The organism is Candidatus Desulfatibia sp., assembly GCF_036446775.1.
In the GTDB taxonomy this organism is placed as follows: Bacteria; Desulfobacterota; Desulfobacteria; order Desulfobacterales; family UBA11574; genus Desulfatibia_A.
The window spans coordinates 1-20,782 of the sequence record NZ_JAZFTO010000110.1; the positions used below are offsets into that span (position 1 = coordinate 1).

Annotated in this window: 20 protein-coding genes, 1 pseudogene and 1 riboswitch; of the genes and pseudogenes, 13 read left to right on the forward strand and 8 right to left on the reverse strand. The window is 44.6% G+C overall.

From position 1 onward, the window contains the following. Together V3S16_RS05210 and V3S16_RS05215 are read left to right on the forward strand one after the other, a co-directional pair. Positions 1-744 (forward strand): class II glutamine amidotransferase (locus tag V3S16_RS05210; RefSeq protein ID WP_413883616.1); only part of this gene is annotated, 744 nt, incomplete at its 5' end. Positions 745-785: 41 nt separating this feature from the next. Further along, positions 786-1,199 carry an acyl-CoA thioesterase gene (locus V3S16_RS05215; RefSeq protein ID WP_413883617.1) on the forward strand — a complete coding sequence of 138 codons (414 nt, stop codon included), beginning with the start codon at positions 786-788 and terminating at the stop codon, positions 1,197-1,199. Positions 1,200-1,212: 13 nt separating this feature from the next. Here the strand turns inward: V3S16_RS05215 and V3S16_RS05220 are convergent, their stop codons facing one another. From V3S16_RS05220 to V3S16_RS05230, 3 genes are all read right to left on the reverse strand, one after another. Continuing rightward, a complete protein-coding gene (locus V3S16_RS05220; protein WP_413883618.1) occupies positions 1,213-1,788 on the reverse strand; it encodes a VOC family protein in 576 nt (191 codons plus the stop codon). A 241-nt stretch (positions 1,789-2,029) separates the two neighbouring features. Beyond that, positions 2,030-2,830 carry an inositol monophosphatase family protein gene (locus tag V3S16_RS05225; protein WP_413883619.1) on the reverse strand — a complete coding sequence of 267 codons (801 nt, stop codon included), beginning with the start codon at positions 2,828-2,830 and terminating at the stop codon, positions 2,030-2,032. A 267-nt stretch (positions 2,831-3,097) separates the two neighbouring features. Further along, a complete protein-coding gene (locus V3S16_RS05230) occupies positions 3,098-3,424 on the reverse strand; it encodes a hypothetical protein (protein WP_413883620.1) in 327 nt (108 codons plus the stop codon). 316 nt (positions 3,425-3,740) lie between these two features. Between V3S16_RS05230 and priA the strand changes: the two genes are divergently transcribed. The 7 genes from priA (at position 3,741) to V3S16_RS05265 (ending at position 11,656) form a co-directional block, all read left to right on the forward strand. Further along, the gene (gene priA, locus V3S16_RS05235; protein WP_413883621.1) at positions 3,741-6,188 is read left to right on the forward strand and encodes a primosomal protein N'; all 2,448 of its coding nucleotides are present in this window, start codon (positions 3,741-3,743) and stop codon (positions 6,186-6,188) included. Between the two features lie 425 nt (positions 6,189-6,613). After that, positions 6,614-7,045 carry a hypothetical protein gene (locus V3S16_RS05240; RefSeq protein ID WP_413883622.1) on the forward strand — a complete coding sequence of 144 codons (432 nt, stop codon included), beginning with the start codon at positions 6,614-6,616 and terminating at the stop codon, positions 7,043-7,045. Positions 7,046-7,292: 247 nt separating this feature from the next. Continuing rightward, entirely contained in the window at positions 7,293-7,811 is a 519-nt protein-coding gene (locus V3S16_RS05245) for a metallophosphoesterase family protein (protein ID WP_413883623.1), read from the forward strand. A 55-nt stretch (positions 7,812-7,866) separates the two neighbouring features. Continuing rightward, positions 7,867-8,598, forward strand: coding sequence for an OS_HP2 family (seleno)protein (locus V3S16_RS05250; protein ID WP_413883624.1), 732 nt, complete (start codon positions 7,867-7,869; stop codon positions 8,596-8,598). A gap of 6 nt (positions 8,599-8,604) precedes the next feature. Continuing rightward, on the forward strand, positions 8,605-9,225 hold the full coding sequence (locus V3S16_RS05255) for an HAD family hydrolase (RefSeq protein WP_413883625.1): 621 nt from the start codon (positions 8,605-8,607) through the stop codon (positions 9,223-9,225). A gap of 25 nt (positions 9,226-9,250) precedes the next feature. Next, positions 9,251-10,315 (forward strand): AMIN domain-containing protein, encoded by a 1,065-nt coding sequence (locus V3S16_RS05260; protein WP_413883626.1) that lies wholly within the window; start codon positions 9,251-9,253, stop codon positions 10,313-10,315. 15 nt (positions 10,316-10,330) lie between these two features. Then, positions 10,331-11,656 (forward strand): L,D-transpeptidase family protein, encoded by a 1,326-nt coding sequence (locus tag V3S16_RS05265; protein WP_413883627.1) that lies wholly within the window; start codon positions 10,331-10,333, stop codon positions 11,654-11,656. A 712-nt stretch (positions 11,657-12,368) separates the two neighbouring features. Here the strand turns inward: V3S16_RS05265 and V3S16_RS05270 are convergent. Further along, a complete protein-coding gene (locus tag V3S16_RS05270; RefSeq protein ID WP_413883628.1) occupies positions 12,369-12,794 on the reverse strand; it encodes a CoA-binding protein in 426 nt (141 codons plus the stop codon). A 187-nt stretch (positions 12,795-12,981) separates the two neighbouring features. Here V3S16_RS05270 and polA point away from each other — a divergent pair, with 187 nt between their 5' ends. Continuing rightward, entirely contained in the window at positions 12,982-15,660 is a 2,679-nt protein-coding gene (gene polA, locus V3S16_RS05275; RefSeq protein WP_413883629.1) for a DNA polymerase I, read from the forward strand. Between the two features lie 5 nt (positions 15,661-15,665). Here the strand turns inward: polA and V3S16_RS05280 are convergent, their stop codons facing one another. Continuing rightward, entirely contained in the window at positions 15,666-15,848 is a 183-nt protein-coding gene (locus V3S16_RS05280; RefSeq protein ID WP_413883630.1) for a hypothetical protein, read from the reverse strand. Positions 15,849-16,324: 476 nt separating this feature from the next. Between V3S16_RS05280 and queF the strand changes: the two genes are divergently transcribed. Both queF and V3S16_RS05290 read left to right on the forward strand, forming a co-directional pair. Further along, positions 16,325-16,729: a preQ(1) synthase gene (queF, locus tag V3S16_RS05285; RefSeq protein ID WP_413883631.1), complete on the forward strand. Its 405-nt coding sequence runs from the start codon at positions 16,325-16,327 to the stop codon at positions 16,727-16,729. 185 nt (positions 16,730-16,914) lie between these two features. Further along, on the forward strand, positions 16,915-17,802 hold the full coding sequence (locus tag V3S16_RS05290) for a hypothetical protein (protein WP_413883632.1): 888 nt from the start codon (positions 16,915-16,917) through the stop codon (positions 17,800-17,802). Positions 17,803-17,845: 43 nt separating this feature from the next. Here V3S16_RS05290 and V3S16_RS05295 read toward each other — a convergent pair whose 3' ends face one another. Then, complete coding sequence (locus V3S16_RS05295; RefSeq protein ID WP_413883633.1) at positions 17,846-18,034, reverse strand: hypothetical protein; 189 nt, start codon at positions 18,032-18,034, stop codon at positions 17,846-17,848. A 546-nt stretch (positions 18,035-18,580) separates the two neighbouring features. Continuing rightward, positions 18,581-18,659: riboswitch (cyclic di-GMP riboswitch) on the forward strand. Positions 18,660-19,032: 373 nt separating this feature from the next. On the opposite strand from V3S16_RS05295, the gene V3S16_RS05300 reads away from it, so the two are divergent. Next, positions 19,033-19,671 (forward strand): tetratricopeptide repeat protein, encoded by a 639-nt coding sequence (locus V3S16_RS05300; RefSeq protein WP_413883634.1) that lies wholly within the window; start codon positions 19,033-19,035, stop codon positions 19,669-19,671. A 235-nt stretch (positions 19,672-19,906) separates the two neighbouring features. Here V3S16_RS05300 and V3S16_RS05305 read toward each other — a convergent pair. Both V3S16_RS05305 and V3S16_RS05310 read right to left on the reverse strand, forming a co-directional pair. Then, positions 19,907-20,190: pseudogene (locus V3S16_RS05305) on the reverse strand (integration host factor subunit alpha). Between the two features lie 241 nt (positions 20,191-20,431). Continuing rightward, a partial coding sequence (locus V3S16_RS05310) for an adenylate/guanylate cyclase domain-containing protein (protein ID WP_413883635.1) occupies positions 20,432-20,782 on the reverse strand: 351 nt, incomplete at its 5' end.

Sequence of the window (20,782 nt, forward strand, 5' to 3'; positions counted from 1 at the left end):
ATGTGTGATCTTTTTGCCTTTTCTGCCAGAAGGGATGACTCGGCTCCAAAATCCCTGCCTGTTTTTGCGGCCCGGGCCCAAAAAAACATGGACGGCTGGGGTATCGGCTACTTCAGGAAGCACCAGGCCTTGGTTGAAAAAACGGCAAAACAAGTCTACTACTCAGGACACCTTCACGACAGCTTCCAGAGACTGGCCCGGGTAATAAAAAGCAGAGTTATCATCTGTCATGTTCGCTTGCAGACCAGCGGCCCTGTGGATGAATGCCACGCACATCCCTTTGTTCTAAAATTCGGAGGCCATAACTGGATCTTTGCGCATAACGGCAAAGCACCGGCCATTGAATCCTACCAAAGCCGCGGTGTTACCATTGAAAAAGCGGTGAGTGATTCGGCCAGGACTTTTGAATATCTGCGAGACCATATGGAAGACCGTCCGCACCAAACAAGGGAGCTAACGACTCTTTTCCAGGCCCTGTTAGATAGTACGGCCCAAATGATCGATCAGTATCCGGGAGATTATAATTTTCTGCTGTCCAACGGGCAGCTTCTTTTTGCTTTCACCAACCATCGGCAGTTCATGTTCCTGAAAAGGAGCAGCAAACTGGAAGATGCTCTTTTGCTCACCACCCTGGCGCGCGGCCTGAGTGAAGAAAAGTGGGTGCGGGTGGCCAAATCGACCAATCGGCGGGGGCTGCTGCTGGCAATTTCAGGGAATGATGTTATTTTGCATGAATCACTTTAACCCGACTTTTTACGACGCCATCAAATTTCAGGAGGTGCAATATGCTTTCCCACAAGACTGAGGTACGCGTTCGCTTTGGCGATACCGACCCCTACGGCGTAGCCTATTTTGTCAGCTATTTCAGATATTTTCACAAGGGCATCGAGGAGTTCCTCCGCCATATAGACATCCCCCCTGAAACTTTTTTTCGCAACCAGCAGGAAAAATTCGGCATGCCCAAAGTGGCGGCTGATTGCCGCTTTCTGGCACCGGCACGCTATGGCGACCTGCTGGAGATGCACACTTCCGTACAAGATATTAAAGAAAAGTCCATCGTTTTTCAGTTTAAATTTTACCGCCCTTCCGAAACCCAACTGCTGGCCGAAGGGAGTGTCACCTTCGTGGCCATCGATCATAAGTGGAAAGCCAGACCCCTGCCGGAAATTCTGCTCGAAAAGATACAAGCAGCTACTTAATGGCTGATGAAGGTCAGCAGCATTCCTCAAGTTCCCGGATCAGCTTTTTGATGTCCCCTGGAGTTATTTCAAAAGCGACCTTTCCTCCTCCGGGATGTGCAAAGCTTAATTTGCACCCCGTCTTAGTTTTTTCCACTCTCCATTTCTCGCGCTTTGAGAATGTTACGGATGCATTCAGCCAGACGTCCGGGTTAAACTGAGCAATCTGAATCAGAACACCGAAAGCGTCCTTAGGATGGATAAAGATCTCTTTCCAAATATTGCCGTATTCTTTATGTCCGAAATACGGGATATTATGCTTTTCAAGGGTTTGTTGGACTTTTTGAATATCCGGTGTTTGCAATGTAAGATGATGAAAACCGCCTGCTTTGTTATTTTTTAAAAATTTTTTTAAAAGCCCGTCCGGACCGGTAGGATAGATCAGCTCGAAGCGTGAAAGATCTCCCAGCGAAAAGATTTGCCAGAAAAAATTTTTATCATGATTATCGGCACCGGCACCGGGCACGGCTCCTAATATGTCCTGGAAAAAAAAGCGGGCTTTTTCGTAATTTTTAACTGCTATGGAAATATGATCGATCCGCGCAATCACATTTACCTCCTTCTATAGCTGTTTCCATAAATATGTTCCGATTGAGTTACTTGGGGGTAATGTCCGTTGATAGTTGTCCGTAGTATCGGATATAAAATGCTGCAAATTCTAGCAGATGTGAAAACACCATCGTTGAAACCTATGCTCGATCTAAGCATTTAAAAATGCGAATACAACTGACCACGGACAATGGACTACGGACACAAATCATGTTTATTTTGGTTTCATGGATGGACACTAATTAGGATACTTCCTGTAAACAATTTCGAACTTGGGAATATAAGTCGGGGGCCATGACCAGCAGATGATCCTTGATTTTTTGTCCATCAAGGTGTTCGTTGAGATAAAAATCGCTTCCATCCATTTTGCAGATCTTGCCGCCGGCCGCTTCAAGGATAATACCGGCGGCCGCAAGATCCTGATAAGACTCGTTGGCAATAATCGCCGCTTCGGCACGACCCATGGCCACATAACATATGTGGGCGCCGGTGCAGCCTAAATCGCGGATTTTACCCGGAAATGTCGAACGATAACTATGGTGAAACCGGGAGTAGGTGAAAAGAAGACTTTCATTGTTGATATTCTGTTGATCTGAGATGTGGATTTCATCTTTGTCCAGATAGGCTTTTTGATCGGCCCGGGCGTGAAAAAGATCACCGGTTGCCGGCATATAAAACACGCCGAAAATGGGCCAGAAATTTTCGATAAGCGCCAGGGAAATACCCCAGAGGGGAATGCCGGCTTGAAAATTGGCAACACCGTCTAAAGGGTCAAAAATCCAGAGGTAGCGCTTTTCATCATGGGTGTATTCCTGGTTTGTCTGGTTGTTTTTAAATACCTGATGCTTAGGAAAATGAGCGTTAAGCTGGTCTTCAAAAAATTTCATCATGTGTAAATCGGCCTCGGTAACAAGTTCCTCATCAAATTTAATATGCGGATTTCCTTTACCATAATATAAAAGCGCCTCCTCTCCTGAGCGCCGTATCACGTCCATGGCAAACTGAGTTAAATCGTCAATCCCATGACTTTTTAAGGCTACCATTTTTCCTCCTTGCATCTTATGGATTCTCTGTTGGGTATGCGAAATTCGAGGATTAAAATTTGAGCCGGACGCCGGAATTGGGCCTCCGGCTCGGAGAGCAAAAGGGGGCGTTTCTCAAAGGTCTCAGACCATCCGCAATGCAGTTGGTTTGAATTTGCGGCCAAAGGCCGAAAAGGCAAAAAGATTTGGCTTTTACAGAAGTTTTAAAAAAACGCATCGTTAATAGCACTGCTACTGCCAGAAAGATAATACCCGGAATTATGTAGTCTAATAACCTCCTCGCTTCAGTTCTTCAAAATGTCCAAGTTTTCGTGTAAAGGTAAAACTGAAGGGTGCTGCTACTAATTTGTTGAAAGCGCTGCCGGCATTTCCTCCGAGGGCTGAAAAGGGGAGCGATACTATAAACACGGCCGTACCCAAAACCACAGAGACGATACCCACCGGCCGGACAATCAAAAAATCGATCGCCATGGCTCCGCCGCTGATTTCATCGTCTTGCGTCTGGCCGGCCGCAGCGGCGGTTGTGGCAAATGGAACAAAAACCAGGGCGGCAATTAGAAAAAAGGCTATCGATCGCTTGGTAATTTTTCGCATATCCTTCTCCTCCTTTAAAACATCATCCGTCTTTTATTGAATCAATCTCCGCTTTCAAAAGTCGCGCGTTTTTTACGGATGCTCACAGGTTGAAAAATGTTCATAATGGCGCTATGTTTTGATGAATTCGCAAAAAAAATCGCATTCATCACGTTTTAAGATTTTTATTTCCTACCCGGCACTATTAAAATATAGAATTTTTACGGATGTTTTGATAACTAAAGCCTATAGAAAAACACGCTTTGTGTCAAGGGAAAAGGATTAACCCGCATCTCTTATGAAGAATTTATTCTGGTTATAAAAAATAAAAGACGGCATGACATCATCTTCTACCAATATAGACGTAGCCATAGCCCTTCCGGTATACAACACATTCACTTACAGTGTACCTGAAAATCTTGCGGACCTGGTATCTGTCGGGAAAAGAGTGCTGGTCCCTTTTGGCCGGCGCCGGGTAACGGGATATATCCTTGGTGATAGCCAGGATAACTATCAGAAAGATTTAAAGACTATCCTGGATGTCCTTGATGAAAAGCCGCTTTTTCCAGCGTCTATGATACCGTTTTTCAAATGGGTTGCAGATTATTACTTGCATCCGATTGGAGATGTCATCAAAACCGCCCTGCCCGGCGGCTTAAATCTTTACGATTTTGTTACGCTTGCTGTTACTAAAAAAGGTGAGCAGATCCTTTATGCCGACAAGAATGCGGTGACACCTCTGGAATATGAAATCTTAAATTTGCTTCAAATCAACCCTTTGCGCCGCAAAGATCTCGGCCGCACTCTCAAACAGGATGTTCCCAATGCTCTAATTTACGACCTGGAGCGTCGCGGGCTGATTGCCGGCAAACGCAAACTTAAAGGTCAAACCGTCAAAGCCAAGATGGAACGGTATGTCGCTATGCCCGGCTCGGATGTTTCTTTCAAAAAGCTATCCAGGGCCAGCAAAAAGATTATGGCTGCCATCCAAGATGAAGGTGAAATCTCGGTTCAAAGATTAAAAGCATTGGTACCGTCTGCGCCCAGAATAATCAATTCTTTGGAAAAAGGCGGATATGTCTCGATATTGCAGAAAAAGGTCTATCGGGATCCGTTTGGCGAACCGATCAGACCCGACACGGCTCATATACTTAACAACGAACAGCAAAACGCAATTTCAAAGGTATTAAGCTTGCTGGGCCAAGGATTTGCTACCTGTCTGTTGGCCGGCGTTACCGGCAGCGGCAAAACAGAGGTTTACCTGCACTTGGCCGCCGAGGCTGTGCAACGTGGTTTATGCGTACTGGTCCTGGTACCGGAAATTGCACTTATTTCCCAGATGGAGAGACGCTTCCGGGCCCGGTTTGGTGAATGTGTTGCGATTCTGCATAGCGGACTTTCTGCGGGAGAGCGTTATGATCAGTGGCTACGAATCGCGCGTCAAGAAGTGACTATTGCCATCGGAGCCAGATCTGCCATCTTTGCGCCGTTTGCAGATATCGGTATTATCATCGTAGATGAGGAACACGACACATCCTACAAGCAAGATAGCGGTTTGCGATACAATGCCAGAGATCTTGCCGTGGTGAGGGCCAAACTTCATAATTGTGTGGCCCTGCTGGGGTCTGCTACGCCTTCGATTCAGTCATACTATAACGTTACTAAAGCTAAATTCACACAAGTTACATTAAAACAGCGTGTCGAACAACGACCTATGCCTGAAATTACCGTCGTCGACCTCCGCAAATATAGGGATACACGGGGGATCAGACGTTTTATCACTCCCCAGCTCCATACCGCCATCAAAGAGACTCTTGAGCACGGCAAGCAGGTTCTACTTTTTTTGAATCGCCGAGGTTTTGCCAGCTACCCGGTCTGCTGGGCTTGCGGCGAAGCCATAAGATGCAAAAATTGCGATATTTCCCTGACACTGCACCAGGGTGCCCGTGCCTATAAGTGTCATTACTGCGGATTTACACTGGCGGCGACCTCAAATTGCTTAAGCTGCGGCTCTAATAAAATCAGCCTGCTGGGCCTTGGCACTGAGAAAGTGGAGGCGGCCGTCAAGGCCCTTTTCCCGGATGCGCGGGTAGCCAGGATGGATCGCGATACCACCGTGCGCAAGGGCTCCATCTTAAAAATTCTAAAAGGCTTGAGAAATCAAACCATCGATATACTTGTCGGCACCCAAATGGTTGCCAAGGGTCATGATTTCCCCAATATTACCCTGGTCGGCATAATCTGTGCCGATTTATCCTTAAACTTTCCGGATTTTCGAGCCAGTGAACGCACATTTCAGCTTTTGGCCCAGGTTTCGGGAAGATCCGGGCGGGGAAAAGTTCCCGGCCGCGTGATTCTTCAGACCTATAACCCGGACCATTTCAGCATATTGTCGGCCACGGACCAGGACTTTAAAAAGTTTTACCACCAGGAAATACATTTTCGGAAATCGCTGAACTACCCTCCTTTTGCACGCATGGTGCAGCTTAAAATTTCTGGAAAAAACAAGGAAAAAACGCGACAACATGCTCTGGCCATAGGTGATCTTTGTCATGATCTTTTAAGAAACGACACCACTTTTTTAAAGTACGTGCAAGTTTTGGGGCCCATTGAAGCCGCACTTCCGCGGGTCGCAAAACACTTCCGCTGGCAGATCCTTTTAAAGGGGCTGAAAGTAGGCCCTCTGCACCGCTTTCTTCAGCAAATACTGTTTGAGAACAGGGCAAAAATCAGCAGCCGAAGCATTAAGGTCATCGCAGATGTCGACCCTTTCTTTATGATGTAAAACGACCGTCAAGTTCGACAAAAAAAATGTCATATGCCCCGTTGAACAAAGGGCTTGCGGCCATGTTGACGACCGACCTGAAAAATAGCGAAACTACGCTCAAACTCATTGAGCGCAATAAGATCCAGGCCATCCTTTAAGGAGATCGCTTTAAGACTATGATACCTGGTACTCTGTAAGGCAAAAGAATCGGGGGCGGGGAATTGATTCCACCGCCCCTTTCATTTTTTGGGGTTGCACACAAAATTCTGCCTTATGCACATTTTTATGTGCAATTTTTATTGCCGTCCATTGTAAACAGCCTATCAAATCCGTTCAAAGAACCCTCGTAAGTCCTCGTAACATAAGCGCTTTGAATATTTCAATGAACGAAAACCGACATTTGGCATGCAAATTGTAGCTGGATTACAATTAAGGGAGCTACCATGATGGATAGAAAAGATTTTATCGAAAGGAGGAAACGAGATCGATTTAAATTAAGGGGCGGTGCATTTGCATCCGTCAAATCAGACCATTACAAAAAAATAGGCCCAATCCGAGACATTAACAGAGATGGTTTTGCATTTAGGTATATCGGCCAAGAAGAGCAAATATGCGGACCGCTGAAAGTTGACATATTGTATTCCGGCTCAGGTCTTTATGTGCGGAAGATAAAGTCAAAAGCCATTGCAGATTTCAAAACTGACAAAAAACTCCTAAGCAATTCTTTAGCAATAAGGCAATGTTGTGTGCAATTTGGTGAACTTACAGAAGATCAGACTGCACATTTGGAAAATTTCATTAAGAAATACGGCCATAGACGCTCCGGCAAAGACCGCCGGCAGTTCGATGATCCCGCCACCCAAACCCAATATTAGCGGCCTAAGCGCACCCCTTTTCAACAGCAGGTTCAGCGTGAGATCTTAAAGCTTACCCTGAAATTATAGCGACACGGCGGACAGTAAAAAATGTCGATTATTGGCCTCTTGGCCGTTTTAATTTCTGCTTTGAACTAATTGCCGTTTGTGTTACCTTAAATGTGCGCAAACAAAATATTGAAAAGTTTTAAATTATTAAAATGAATGTAAAATCGTAATCCGATTTAATTAGAAAAGAGGTTAAAAAGTGATTGTTGCCGTAATGAGTGATAGCCACGATAATATCTGGAAATTGCGTGAAGCCCTGGCAATCATAAAAAATGAAAATGCCGGCATGATAATTCACTGCGGTGATTTTGTGGCACCTTTTATGCTGAAAGAGCTGCATGATGCTGGAATTCCGGTTCACGGCGTTTTCGGGAACAACGACGGAGATCAACACCTGTTGACAAAGTTTTCACTGACCAGTATGACAAATGTTGCTTTTCATGGACTTGTCGGACAGGTGGACATAGAAGGCTTTAAGCTGGCATTTACCCATCAGGAAGCAGTGGGAGAAGGCCTGGCCTGCACCGGCAATTATAAGCTGGTCTGTTTCGGACATTCCCACGAATACATGCAAAAAAATATTGATCAGACCATCCTGCTGAATCCCGGAGAGATTATGGGAAAAGACGGTTTACCCGGCTTCTGCCTGGTGGATACCGATACAGCCATAGTAAAAAGGGTGGATCTGGGTGACTCCGGCTGTAAAGTTGCGCCTTGACTTTCAATAAGATGCAACTTAAAATTTCAATTAAGCAAAAAAAAGATTGTTTGCGATGAAACTCAAAAGATCATTTATTATTGTCATTGCAACTTGCATGCTGTTTGCCGCAGCCGGCTCTTTCGGAGCCGGCCAAAAAGACTCTAAATCGCCGTCCGTCTATTTCCCGGAAAGGTATTATACATTTAAACAAGTTGTTGATGGCACTGAAATCATGCATGATTTCATCCTGCAAAACAAAGGCGATGCAACCCTAAAGATTAACAAGGTCACTACTGACTGAGGGTGTACGGCTGTCTCTTACCCGAGACAGATCCCTCCCGGCGGCGAGGGAAAAATCAGAATTAAAGTTACCACTAACGGCAAAGGGGGGCAGAGGCTTAAAAAAAATATAACGGTTAAAACCAATGACCCCAAAAATCGGCGGGTGATCCTGACAGTCAGCGGCCAGGTTGAAAAGTTTGTTTCCATTTCTCCTAAAAGAGTCCGCCTGATGGGGTATGCCGGACAGCCGCTGAAGACGGTCGTGCAAATAATTCCTGAAAAAAAATACCCGTTCAAAATTATAGGTACCCAGGCATCAAATCAAAAAAATATCCGCTACACATTGGAAGAAACTCAGGATCTTCAAGGGACGGGGTATATCTTATCTGTTGAAAACGTAAGAAAAGAGCAAGGCAACTATTATACATTGATCTCCCTGAAAACAGACAGTAAAATAAAGCCGCTGATTCAAATCAGTATTTACGGCAATATTCTTGAACCAAAGCAGACTGAAAAAAAATAGGTCTTTATGAGAAATTTTGAAGTGGTTGCTTTTGACTGTGACGGTGTCATGTTTGACACAATCAATGCCAACATGGCTTATTATAATAAGATATTGGAACATTTCGGCCGACCGGCCATGACCCCCCAACAACTTGCCTATTCCCATATGCACACTGCTGATCAGTCAATTGCCCATCTGTTTCCAGAGACAAAGAGCTTTGAGGCGGCACAAGCCTATCGAAAACAAATGAGTTATCTTCCTTTTTTAAGCTGCATGGAAATGGAGCCACACCTTAAGCCTTTGCTAGCGAAGCTCAAGCCTAAATACAAAACGGCTGTGGCCACAAATCGATCCGACACCATGGACCGCATTATCACCGAGCATGGTCTTGAAGGATATTTTGACTTAATTGTCAGCGCCTGTGATGTAGCGCACCCCAAACCTGACCCTGCTGCGCTGATCAGGATCATGGAATATTTTAAAATAGATTCTGCGCAATTACTATATATCGGAGATTCGCAGCTGGATGAGATGGCGACAAAGGCGGCAGACGCAGTTTTTGTAGCCTATAAAAACGAATCGCTTTCAGCCAAGTTTTATATTAACAGCTTAAAGGAGATGGAAGATATTCTGTCGGTTGCATGAGAAATTCGGCTTCAAAAGGTTGCTCATGAAAAAAGCAGCAGCTATCCTGATTCTGTGTATAACGCTGTTATACTTGACAAGTATCGTGTCTGCTGGTAATATCGATGCTGTTCGCGCAAAAGTGTTTGCATGGAGCGAGGCCTGGCAAAACCGGGATATCGACACCTACATGTCGTTCTACAGCCCGAGATTTCAATCAAAGGGACTCGCTCTTGAAAGGTGGCGGGAGAAGAAAGCAAAGCTCTTTCAACAAGTCAGCAGCATCCAGGTGGAAATATCTGATTTGTGGGTATTTATCGAGGGAAAACAAGCTGTTGTCAGTTTCATTCAACGTTATAGTCACCCCATGTTTGCGGATATTGGTGAAAAAACGCTGGTTATGGTAGATACGGGCTTTACATGGCAAATCGTCTCCGAAAAATGGAAACCATTAGTGCTGTCCGGCCGGCCGGATCACAGCGCCAAGGTAGCTGAACTTAATACCAAATCTCAAGGGGAAGCTAAGAATACAGCTGAGTTCAATACCAAGTCTCAAGCGGAAACTGAGAGTATAGTTGAGCTCAATACCAAAACTCAAAAAATAAATCAGGAAGAGCAGAGCGTTGAGGATCAAGAAGCTGCGACAGGAGCAACGGAAGCTAACAATGTAGCTGAACTCAACACCAGGTCTCAAGCGGAAGCTGAGAATATTGTTGAGCTCCATACCAAAACTCAAAAAGCAACTCGACAACAACAAGGTTTGGAGGAAAAAAAGTCTTCAACCGGCAAAACCGTTGTCAAAAGCATTAGATTTGAAATTGAAAAAGAGAGGGAAAAAGTTTTTATCGCCCTCAACAAATACGCCCTCCCCAGAGTCCGGACATTTGAGGGGGACAAACCAAGGATTGTGCTTGATTTTATGAATGCCGCTGCCTGGCGGGGGCCGTTCAGAATTCCGGCAAACGGCAGATTGGTCAAACAGGTACGAGCATATTTACATCGTAAAGCAGGAAAACTGCGGATCGTGTTGGACCTGAACCCTGCTGAGGACTACATTGTCGATCAAACGTTTTATAAAGCGGAAAACATTTACTGTATTACAGTTCAATAAAAACATTGCTTTGCTATGAGAAAAAAAGCTGACCGGCGCACCCGCAAAAAATCATCAAAAAAAAGTTGGACAACTGTTAGCATACTCCTTGGAGCGACAATATTGCTTCTGGGCTTAGGTCTGAAAATCTTTTCGGCCGACAGCGATCATCCGGTTCCTTCCCAAGAGACGGACCGCATGGTTTTTGCCAAAGCTGTAAAGCAGCGGAGCAGTAACGATGGTTTGTGGGATGGCCCCATCCTTTATCATCAAGCCGGCAGCGAGCCTATCAATCTCATTCTGGTGGAAAAGGCCATCCAGAAAGTACACCTGTATCGTTATGACGGCCGCTACCAGCATATAAAAAGCTATTCAGCCGCAACCGGTGAAAAACAAGGCAAAAAAAGACGGGAAAAGGACGAAAAGACCCCGGAAGGCATTTATTTCACCACAAAGATCTACCGGGATAATAAAATTACGATCTTCGGCGACAGGGCCTTTGGGTTGAACTATCCGGATGTCTTTGACAAGTTCGAAGGCAACGGCGGCAGTGGAATCTTCGTACATGGTTCCAACAAGGAAATCTCACCTTTTTCTACCAATGGCTGTGTGGCTTTGAACAATGATGATATAGTGGACCTGGATAAGCGCATTCAGTTTAAAAAAACCCCCGTAATTATTGGAGAGCGTCTTCCCTACCGCTTCAAAACCGTAGAAAGAGATATTTCTGAACTGATACCTTTTTTCAAAAAAGCCATGGTCCCTGAAAAATACGCCCATTTAAAGAGTGACTTCAGTTCACTCACCGTGCTCGGTTTTGGCGAACGGGTTGTTGCCACGGGCACAGTTCGCATAAAAGAGGCCGGCAATATTCAGGGGGTGTCCAGGCTGTACCTGGCCGGACCGGGTAAAAACCTTCTGGTGCTTGTAAAGCGCGAGTGGGATGAAAAGAAGGTGAGCATCGTCAGTGCAAAAGCCAAACCCCGCCCTGTTTCGCAAGATAAAACCCGCATTGCTTCACTGGTGAAGTCGTGGCGTAAAGCCTGGGAGGGCAAAAAGCTGAATGCTTATATTGCCTATTACCACCCGGCATTCAAAAGCGGCGGTAAAGACCGTGCCGCTTGGAAAAGTTATAAAGGCAGGCTGAATAAGAATTACCGATGGATTTCAATCAAGATTTCCGGCCTTAAAGTAAAACAAGTTGATAGCCGCAAGGCTTTCGCCTATTTTAAGCAAAGTTACAGCAGCAACACTTTTCGTTCCGACAGGTTCAAACGGCTTGAATTCAGAAAAAAAGGGACGTCCTGGAAGATATTCAGAGAGCGGACTTTCCCTACAAAACTCGCCGGCTGGCCGAGCTAACACCTAAAACTTAAAAGTTCACCGCAGAGTCGCAGAGGACGCAAAGACAATGAATATTTTTCTTTCTGCTGAGAGGCAGAAAAAAACTGTTGTTTAAAGCTCATAGAGTACTAATCGGCATGGGATGGATCTTTTTGCTTTCCGGCCTCTCAGCGGAAAGCAAAAAAAAAATAACCCTTTGCGCTCTCTGCGACTCTGCGGTGAACTATTACCCTAAAACAAGATGAATTCGGCTTTTTACGACGCCATCATCTTTACTGATTACCAAATCCATTCTGCCCACCGCAATCCGGGCACTGCCAGGTAATTCCGTTACACGACATTCCCCAGAGATTTTCCAGCATGCAGTCCTGGCATATACTGAACCCACAACGGCATCTCCAACAGAAAGGCAAAGACCGGTCGCAGCAGTGGCAGTTGTTTTGCCGGGCTCTGCGGCGTTTTTCTCTGTATTTCGACTTATATGTTCTGATAGCTTAATAGCTCAAAATCTAGGTTAAGTTTTTTATATCGCCCTCGATGCAAAAACTGGCAGATACTGGATGCTGGTTCCTGGATTCTGGTTAAAATTAAGGTAATTCTATTATTTATTTATCCAGCATCCCCGGCGAGTCGGGATTTCCGTTTCACTTCAGCAAGTATCCAGTATCCAGTATCGCTTCGCACGATATATAGGATAACGTACATCCGCTCGCAAGTCTAAAGCGACGCTTCACCGATCAAATAACCTGTCATATTCTATCTTGGTACAGCGATTCATGACAACATTGATGCCGGCTGCCGTTAAAAGGTCTGCCGCCTCCCGGCTTTCGATATTCAATTGCATCCAGAAGGCTTTGGGCTTAAGGCGCAACGCCTCGTGCACATGGGGCATTAACTGGGCAGGATTTCTAAAGACGTCGACCATATCGACCGGCTCTTTGATATCGTCAAGGAAAGCATATGCTTTTTCCCCCAGCATCTCCTTTTGGCCCGGCCGGACCGGAATAATCCGGTACCCCTTCGCCTGAAGATATTTGGCGACCATATAAGAATCTCTTTGCGGTTTAGGGCTTAAACCCAATATCGCTATGGTCTTGGTCTGTTCGAGCATCTCTTTGATTTCATTGTCTGCTGTAATTATTCTCCCTGATTCCATAATGCGACTCCTCCATAGATTCTTGCTGTTTCACGCTGTAAATGATACCCTAATAGAGTTAAAAAAAATAGAGAAAGTTTTACCCCGCTTTAAAAGCATGGTAAAACTTTCGAAAAACAAAGCGGCGTAGCCGCGTTTCATAAAATCGTAACACGATTTTATTTCACAATTCAAAACCCGAATTCTTATGAGTAAAAATAGAACATTATATTTAGTAGACGGCAGCGCCTATATTTACCGGGCCTATCATGCCATCCGGGGCTTAACCAACTCCAAAGGTCTCCCTACCAATGCTGTTTTCGGATTTACCCGCATGCTCTTAAAGCTTATTCAAGATCGAGCTCCGGAGTATATGGTTATGTTTTTTGATGCCAAAGGCCCTACCTTCAGACATGAGATCTACAAAGATTACAAAGCGAATCGCCCTCCCATGCCGGACGATTTGTCGGTTCAGATTCCGCACATAAAGGACGTAACCAGGGGATTCAACATCAAGGTCGTTGAAATGCAGGGTTATGAGGCGGACGATCTTATCGGCACTTTTGGACGCTGGGCTGAAAAAGCCGGATTCTTTGTTGTTATGGTTACGGGTGACAAGGATTTCGTGCAGCTCATATCCGAAAAAACCATTGTCTGGGATCCCATGAAGGATAAAACCATGGATCTTGATGCCGTCAGAGAGGCTTATGGAGTGGAACCGCACCAGATGATCGATGTCATGGGACTTGCCGGTGATGCAGCCGATAATATCCCCGGTGTACCCGGAATCGGGCCGAAAACGGCCCTTGCATTGATTAAAACTTTCGGGAGCATGCCGCAGTTATATGCGCAGGTTGATACGATTACCAAAAAGAAACAGCATGCAAACCTCGTCCAAAACAAAGAACAGGCTTACCTGAGCAGAGACCTGGTTACAATCGACACCAAGGTGCCGTTATCGTTTGATCCTGAAACTTTTCTATACAAAGCCCCGGACAATACCCGGCTGGCCGAGCTTTTTAAAAACCTGGAATTCAGGCAATTGCAGCACGCGCTTGCCAAGCAAACGGATCTTTCTCAAAAGCAGTACCAGGCGGTGCTGGATATTGATATGCTTATTGATCTGGTCACCCTGCTTGAATCCACCAGCATACTCTCGGTCGACACTGAAACTACATCCAAAAACCCTCTGCAGGCGGCGCTTGTGGGGCTGTCTTTTGCAGTGAAACCTGACAAAGCCTTTTACATCCCTTTGGCCCACGAATATCCGGAAGCACCCCCGCAGCTTGAGCTCTCGGATGTGTTAAATCGCCTGAAACCAGTACTGGAAAACCCGAATATCAAAAAAATCGGCCAGAATATCAAATACGACTGGATAGTTCTCAAGCGCTATGGCATCAACCTCGCCGGCATTTTCTTTGATACCATGCTGGCATCCTATCTGATTAATCCTTCCAAACGAGCCCATAACCTGGATCAGATTGCTCTCGATTTTCTGGATTACAAGACCATATCCTACCAGGATGTAACCGGCAAAGGCAAAAAGGCCATCAGCTTTGCCCAGGTGCCGCTGGAGAAAGCCGTTCCCTATGCCTGCGAGGATGCGGACATTACCTTAAAAGCCTTTAAAATCCTTGCCCCTCTGCTGGAAGAATTAGAACTGACGGAGCTCATGAAAAAAGTGGAAATGCCCCTTGTGCCTGTTTTGATGGCAATGGAAATGACAGGTATATGCGTGGACGAGGAGAGGCTGCGGCAGCTTTCAAAATCATTTGAACATCAGCTTGAGAAGCTTGAAGACCGGATATATTCAATAGCGGGGCAAAAATTCAACATAAAGTCATCCCGGCAGCTTGAACACATTCTTTTTGAAAAACTGAAACTGCCGGTTCAGAAAAAAACAAGAAAAAAAACAGGCTATTCTACAGATGTTAACGTCTTGACAGTGCTTGCAGACCACCACGAGCTTCCCGAGGTGATTTTGAGACATCGAACTCTGGCCAAACTAAAATCAACGTATACGGACGCTCTGCTGGATCTGATGCATGCGGAAACCGGACGTATCCATACATCATTCAATCAGACGGTTACCGCTACCGGTCGATTGAGCAGTTCGGGTCCGAATCTTCAAAACATTCCGATCCGCACCGATGAAGGCATGGAAATTCGCAAGGCTTTTATGCCCAGAAAAGGATGGATACTGGTTTCCGCCGATTATTCTCAGATAGAATTGCGAATCCTGGCGCATTATGCCGATGATGAAATCTTGATACAGGCCTTCAAGGATGATGAAGACATCCATAACCGTACTGCAGCTGAAGTGTTTCAGATGTCTCCGTTGTTGATTACACGCGATCTTCGGCAGCAGGCCAAGGTAATCAATTTTGGCATCGTTTACGGCATGAGCCCTTATGGCCTCTCCAAAGAACTCGAAATCAGCCGGAAAATGGCAAAAACTTATATAGACAACTACTTTGCCAGATACAAAGGTGTTAAACAGTTTATGGAACAAACCGTCAAATTTGCCAGAAAGACCCAAAAAACCAGCACACTGCTCGGTCGCATCAGGCTTTTGCCGGATATCAACAGCTCCAATAAAACCGTCCGCGAGTTTGCCGAACGTACTGCCATCAACACGCCGATACAGGGGACGGCCGCGGACCTTATCAAACTTGCCATGATCAAGGTAAACGCTCGGTTCGAGGAAAAAGGTCTGAAAGCTGCCATGCTGCTTTCAGTGCATGATGAGATTGTCTTTGAAGTTCCACCCCAAGAGCTTGAGACTTTGATAAGCCTTGTAAAAGAAACCATGCAAGGGATCTGGACCCTCAAAGTACCGCTTAAGGTGAATGTGAAGAGCGGGAAGAGTTGGGGTGAAATGAATTAGCCTAATTACGCTTCTGTCTCATCCTCTGGTTCAGGCGCTTTATCTGAACCTTGTACTGTCTCTTTGACAGTGTTGTAAACATTTTTAAATGTGTCATTAAAGCCGGCCGGGGAGACTCTTCCGGCCTCAATAAACTTAACGACAACTTCCTTGGTTACCTTTAAAATCTGTTCATCCATAGATGCCATTTGTCATACCTTTTTTGTAAAGAATACACGCCCATAGGACGTGGCTTTATATGACGAAATAAATTCCTATTTGCAATAATTCTGACCTGTTATCAGAATAGTACATGCTTGTCAAGATTCTCCGGCCAGGCATTTTTGCATGAAAAATCCAGGCTAAACAGTCTATTTGACATTAGCTGCTTAATAATCTATTGATAGTTTCGTAAAAGGCTTTCGGTGCAGCCACTAAGACACAAGCCGACTTCGCCCATAGTAGCTTTAGCTACGACGGCTGAAAGGCACAAAGAACATGTTTGAATTATAAACCTTAATGATTCAGTTTTATTGGTTAAATTGGTTCCATTGGTTTGGTTGGTTAACAAATAAAACTAATTAAACCCATAAAACCAATCGGACAATTTAAATTAGTTCAATAATCTTAGTGGCTTTGTGTCTTGGTGGCTGAACTATTACATTAAAGCTTAATGGAGCAATAAATGCCGTCGTCGTTTGAAAAGACTATCAATAATACAGAAAGTCCGGACACTATTAAAACCGACATGCTTGATCCGTTGGATTATCAATATCGCCTGCAAAGAGATATTGATATTGTGATCAAACAACCCGAATATACATCGGTATGCCCCATGACCGGCCTTCCAGATTTTGGGTGTATTACAATTAGATACAGACCCAACCAAAAGATTATTGAATTGAAATCTTTGAAATTTTATCTGTTGCAGTATAGAAACGTGGGAATTTTCTATGAGCATGTGGTTAATCGGATTCTGGATGATTTGGTTAAGGTACTCGACCCTAAATTTATGGAAGTGGCTGGAGATTTTTCAGCAAGGGGCGGTATTACCACCAAAGTTACCGCAGTATACGAAAGGGAAAAATGATGTTTAAAAATATTGCACTGCCACAGCGAGCGCATTCCCCGCAGCTTGCTGCGGGGTTAGCGAGCGAATCAAAAAATTGGCAGAATTCCTTACAGTCGAAGATTCCCTGCAGCTTGCTGCAGGGTCTTCAATTTGTTGCGCCAAGGGTGCGCCCGGTTGTTCTATTGTTATTTTGGATAATTTTTTTGACGCTGATTACAGGGTGTTCACCTGTTACAACCATCACCAAGGCCACCAAGGGAATGATCCGTAATATATCAGCCCCGGATGCTAATTTAACAAAAAAAATCGGCATAACTCTGTTTGAAAACAAAACGTTATTTCCTGATCAACAATTTGACAAAAACTTTGTCAATTATCTTGCAGCAAACATTAAAGAGGAATGTTCCGGCATCCTGATGGTGCAGCCGGCTGATGCCGAACATCCTGATTATCTGCTTGAGCCGCACAAAGAGGCCTCAGGACGGATCGACAACTTTCAACTGGCAAAAACAGGCAGAAATCTGGGGCTGAATTCAATAGTAACCGGCACGCTGATCTCGATCAGTCGTAATCAGAAAGAAAAAGGCCTGCTCTGGTTTAAGGACACCTATGAATATGTGCAGGTGCAGGTAGCAATAGCAGTATACGACACCGAAACCGGCGCCAAGATTCTGGATGAAAATTTCATCCATGAAGTTGAAGTCGAGGAACTGGACTTCGAGGAGATGGGCAAAAACAATGAGACCAATGCAATAATTTTCAAAGAGGCTTTTGAGCAGATTGCATCCAGCATGAGCGAAGCGGTGTGTGATGCCGTTAAGTTCCAACCATGGAGAGGGTTTCTAATAGCGGTCAATGACAACGAAATAATCATATCATCGGGAAATAGAGTCGGGCTGAAGCAAGGTGACATACTTGAAGTTTATGACATCAGCAATGTATTTCAGGGCGCCCAGGGCCAGCGGTTTTCCGTTCCCGGACTAAAGACAGGTGAAGTCGAGATAATCGCTGTTTCTGAGGACAAAGCTGAGGCTGTTGTTATTTCCGGTGACCAAATAAAACCGGGCAGTTCCGTCAGACTCAAAGACTAAAATTAATTGAGTTAAAACTCAATTGGTTGTTATCCGTTATTGGTTATTGGTTTTTCAACATATAAAGAATTTGTAAATCAAGTGGTCTCATTTTTTCATCCGCCAATTTTTCGACTTCTTTTAAAATAGAATCATACTTGTCAAACTCTATTTTGGTCTCTTGGTTTTCGAGGCTGACTCCTTCCTTGGCCTGTTCGTCGGTGGACACTCTAATGTAGCCGATTGCTTTCATTTTTTACCTCCAAAACGCTTATAAGTTGTCAGAATTGTTATTTATTTAAATATTTCGGTTCGGGAAAGTAAAGAACTTTTTTAAACAGAAAAGTTTGCAGTGTTGCACATTATGGCATGATTGGGGTTCCGAATCTGCTATTGACCCAATAAATTCCTTGGTGTACATTCAGGCAAGAAATCGTCAATTCAAGACCGCCTTGTTTCATAACAAAATTATACAACATATAGTGGGAGGGGGATGATCTGGTTTTCATTAAAATGCTGAAACTGAGCGCCAGATAGGTTTTAAGTATCACATAGCTCTGGAATCATTAGATATCTGTTCTTTTTACAAGCCTTTTCTTGCTCAAGATATGGTGTTTTCAGCTAATGACCCAGTAACATTCCATATATCTATCAATCTCACAACTCCTTGGCATCGATACAACCCGCCATAAATTACCACAATGTAGCCTGTGATTAAAATTATTCATATTTTTTGACATAAACTTCTAAACGTTTCTTTTTTTATGCCGATATAGATCAGAATATAAAAATAAATAAGTTGTGAAAAAGGCAAACCTCTTGAAAGATTGGGACGCAAAGCCTCCGGCCCGGTAATGATGGGTAGCGGGGTTGCCAGTCGGTTTTAATGAATGCCTGTCTCATCTTTTGGAGACGGGCTTTTTTTATCCGTAAGCAAAAACAATAAACGATAAGAGGAGCATTGTTATAATAGCAAAAGAAATGATTAAGCTATTTGAAAAAATGCTCAGTAAGTGTATCCAACAGTCAGGGCTTTGCCGGAGGTCGATGACTCTCTGGAATAATTTCTCTGAAAAATTGTCTTAGATTGAAAGGGGGTAGTTCTAATGACATAATAAAAACTTAGATCAAATTGGATCCCTTGGATAAGAGGTTAATATTTTCATGACAAAGCCAAACCTGTCGTAAGGTAGGGACTGAAAGCTTCGAGTTAAAAGTCAATAATTAAACAAACATTAAAGGAGGTAAATAATGAAGAAATTGTTAGTGTTTTTATGGGCAATATTAATTTTAGCATTTTCAGTTCCTATTTATTCCATGCCGGTAACGGCGATAGATACTGCCGGGAACTTGACCGCAGCTCTTTTAAGACCTGGTGTTACCTTAGAGGCTTATGACAAAGCCATCCGTCTTGACCCAAATAATGTTTATGCTTACAACAACCGAGGGAATGCCTATTTTAATTTAGGCCAGTATCAACGAGCCATTGAGGATTATAGCCAGGCTGTAAGAGTCGATTCCAACCACTTCGACGCATATTACAACCGGGGGAATGCCTATCTTAATTTAGGCCAGTATCAACAGGCCATAGAGGATTATGACAAGGCCATCCGTTTTGACCCCAAGCATGTTTATGCTTACAACAACCGGGGGCTTGCCTATATTAATTTAGGCCAGTATCAACGAGCTATAGAGGATTATAGCCAGGTCTTAAGACTTAACCCGAATTTTACCTTTGCTTACAACAACCGGGGTATGAGCCACCTGAATTTAGGCAGGGAAGATCGTGCATGTAAAGATTTGCAAAAGGCCTGTGAATTAGGAGAATGTGCGGGATTAAATTGGGCTGAGAAAAAAGGTTTTTGTTTTGTCAATGACAGGCGACTGTAAGAGCAATAAATATCAGACGCTTGTGGAATCAAGCATCCAGGCCACCTCACATGCGGTAAAGATTGGGGTTTGCAATCGTCAATCCAAAACTTTATTTAGCCCGCCATAAGATTCTCAAAATCAAGTCTCGATAGCAATTTTCAAGGCATAATTTAAACCTCTGACCCTTTCTTTAAGGAGCAAGCACCAGCAGTATCAGGGGTTGCATTGGAAAATAGGGCTGTCAAAATTGGATTCACGTATTATTAATCTGCTCCCTCAATATCCCAGAACACCTGAACGTAACAACCTTCCTGGCCGCAAGCGTCATATCACCGCCTGTTGCTGGATTTCTGCCCCTGCGTTCCTCTTTCTGTTTCACACAGAACTTGCCGAATCCGCTTACCAGGACGTCCTCGCGGATGCGAGCGTTGCTTTGATGATTTCCAGGAGGGTCTCGACGGTCTCGGATGCTTTCTTGTGGGGAAATCCGTTGGCTTTGGCTATGGCGTCGATCACGTGGGCTTTTGTGAGTGTCATGGGATGCTCCTATGGTTCGGGTTGGGGTTCTGCTGATATTAGCTTTAAGATACTGGTTTGTCAAGAAAAGAAGGCTACGCAGATATTCTCCCGATCACGAAAAATCAAAAAGGGATTCGAACAGGAGATATCAACGCCGGCTTTCAGCATATTGGTCTTAACCGTGCGCCGGAATTGGGCCTCCGGCTCGTAGAGGCGAGCCTACGCCTCGGAGAGCAAAAGGGGGCGTTTTTCAAAGGTCTCAGTATTTTACCCTGTAAACGGTAATGGGTCCGTCAAGCCCTTTGACGGCCACCGGAGGCAGGGGTTTTGCATCTATCTTGCCGGAAAGCTTTTGAAAGGTTGTGTCGCAAATAAGAATCTCCTCCGCCCTGGCCATTCCTTGCAGTCGAGCGGCAATATTAACCGGCATGCCTATGGAGGTAAACTCCTTTATCCTCAATGAGCCTATAATGCCTGAAAACGCGCTTCCTGTAGCAATACCAATCCCAATTTTAAGTCTAAGTCCATTTTGGGTTGCCAGGACCCGGTCGATCTCTTTTGCTTTTTGCTGCATCGCCACGGCGGCTTTTACCGCTCTGATAGTATCATC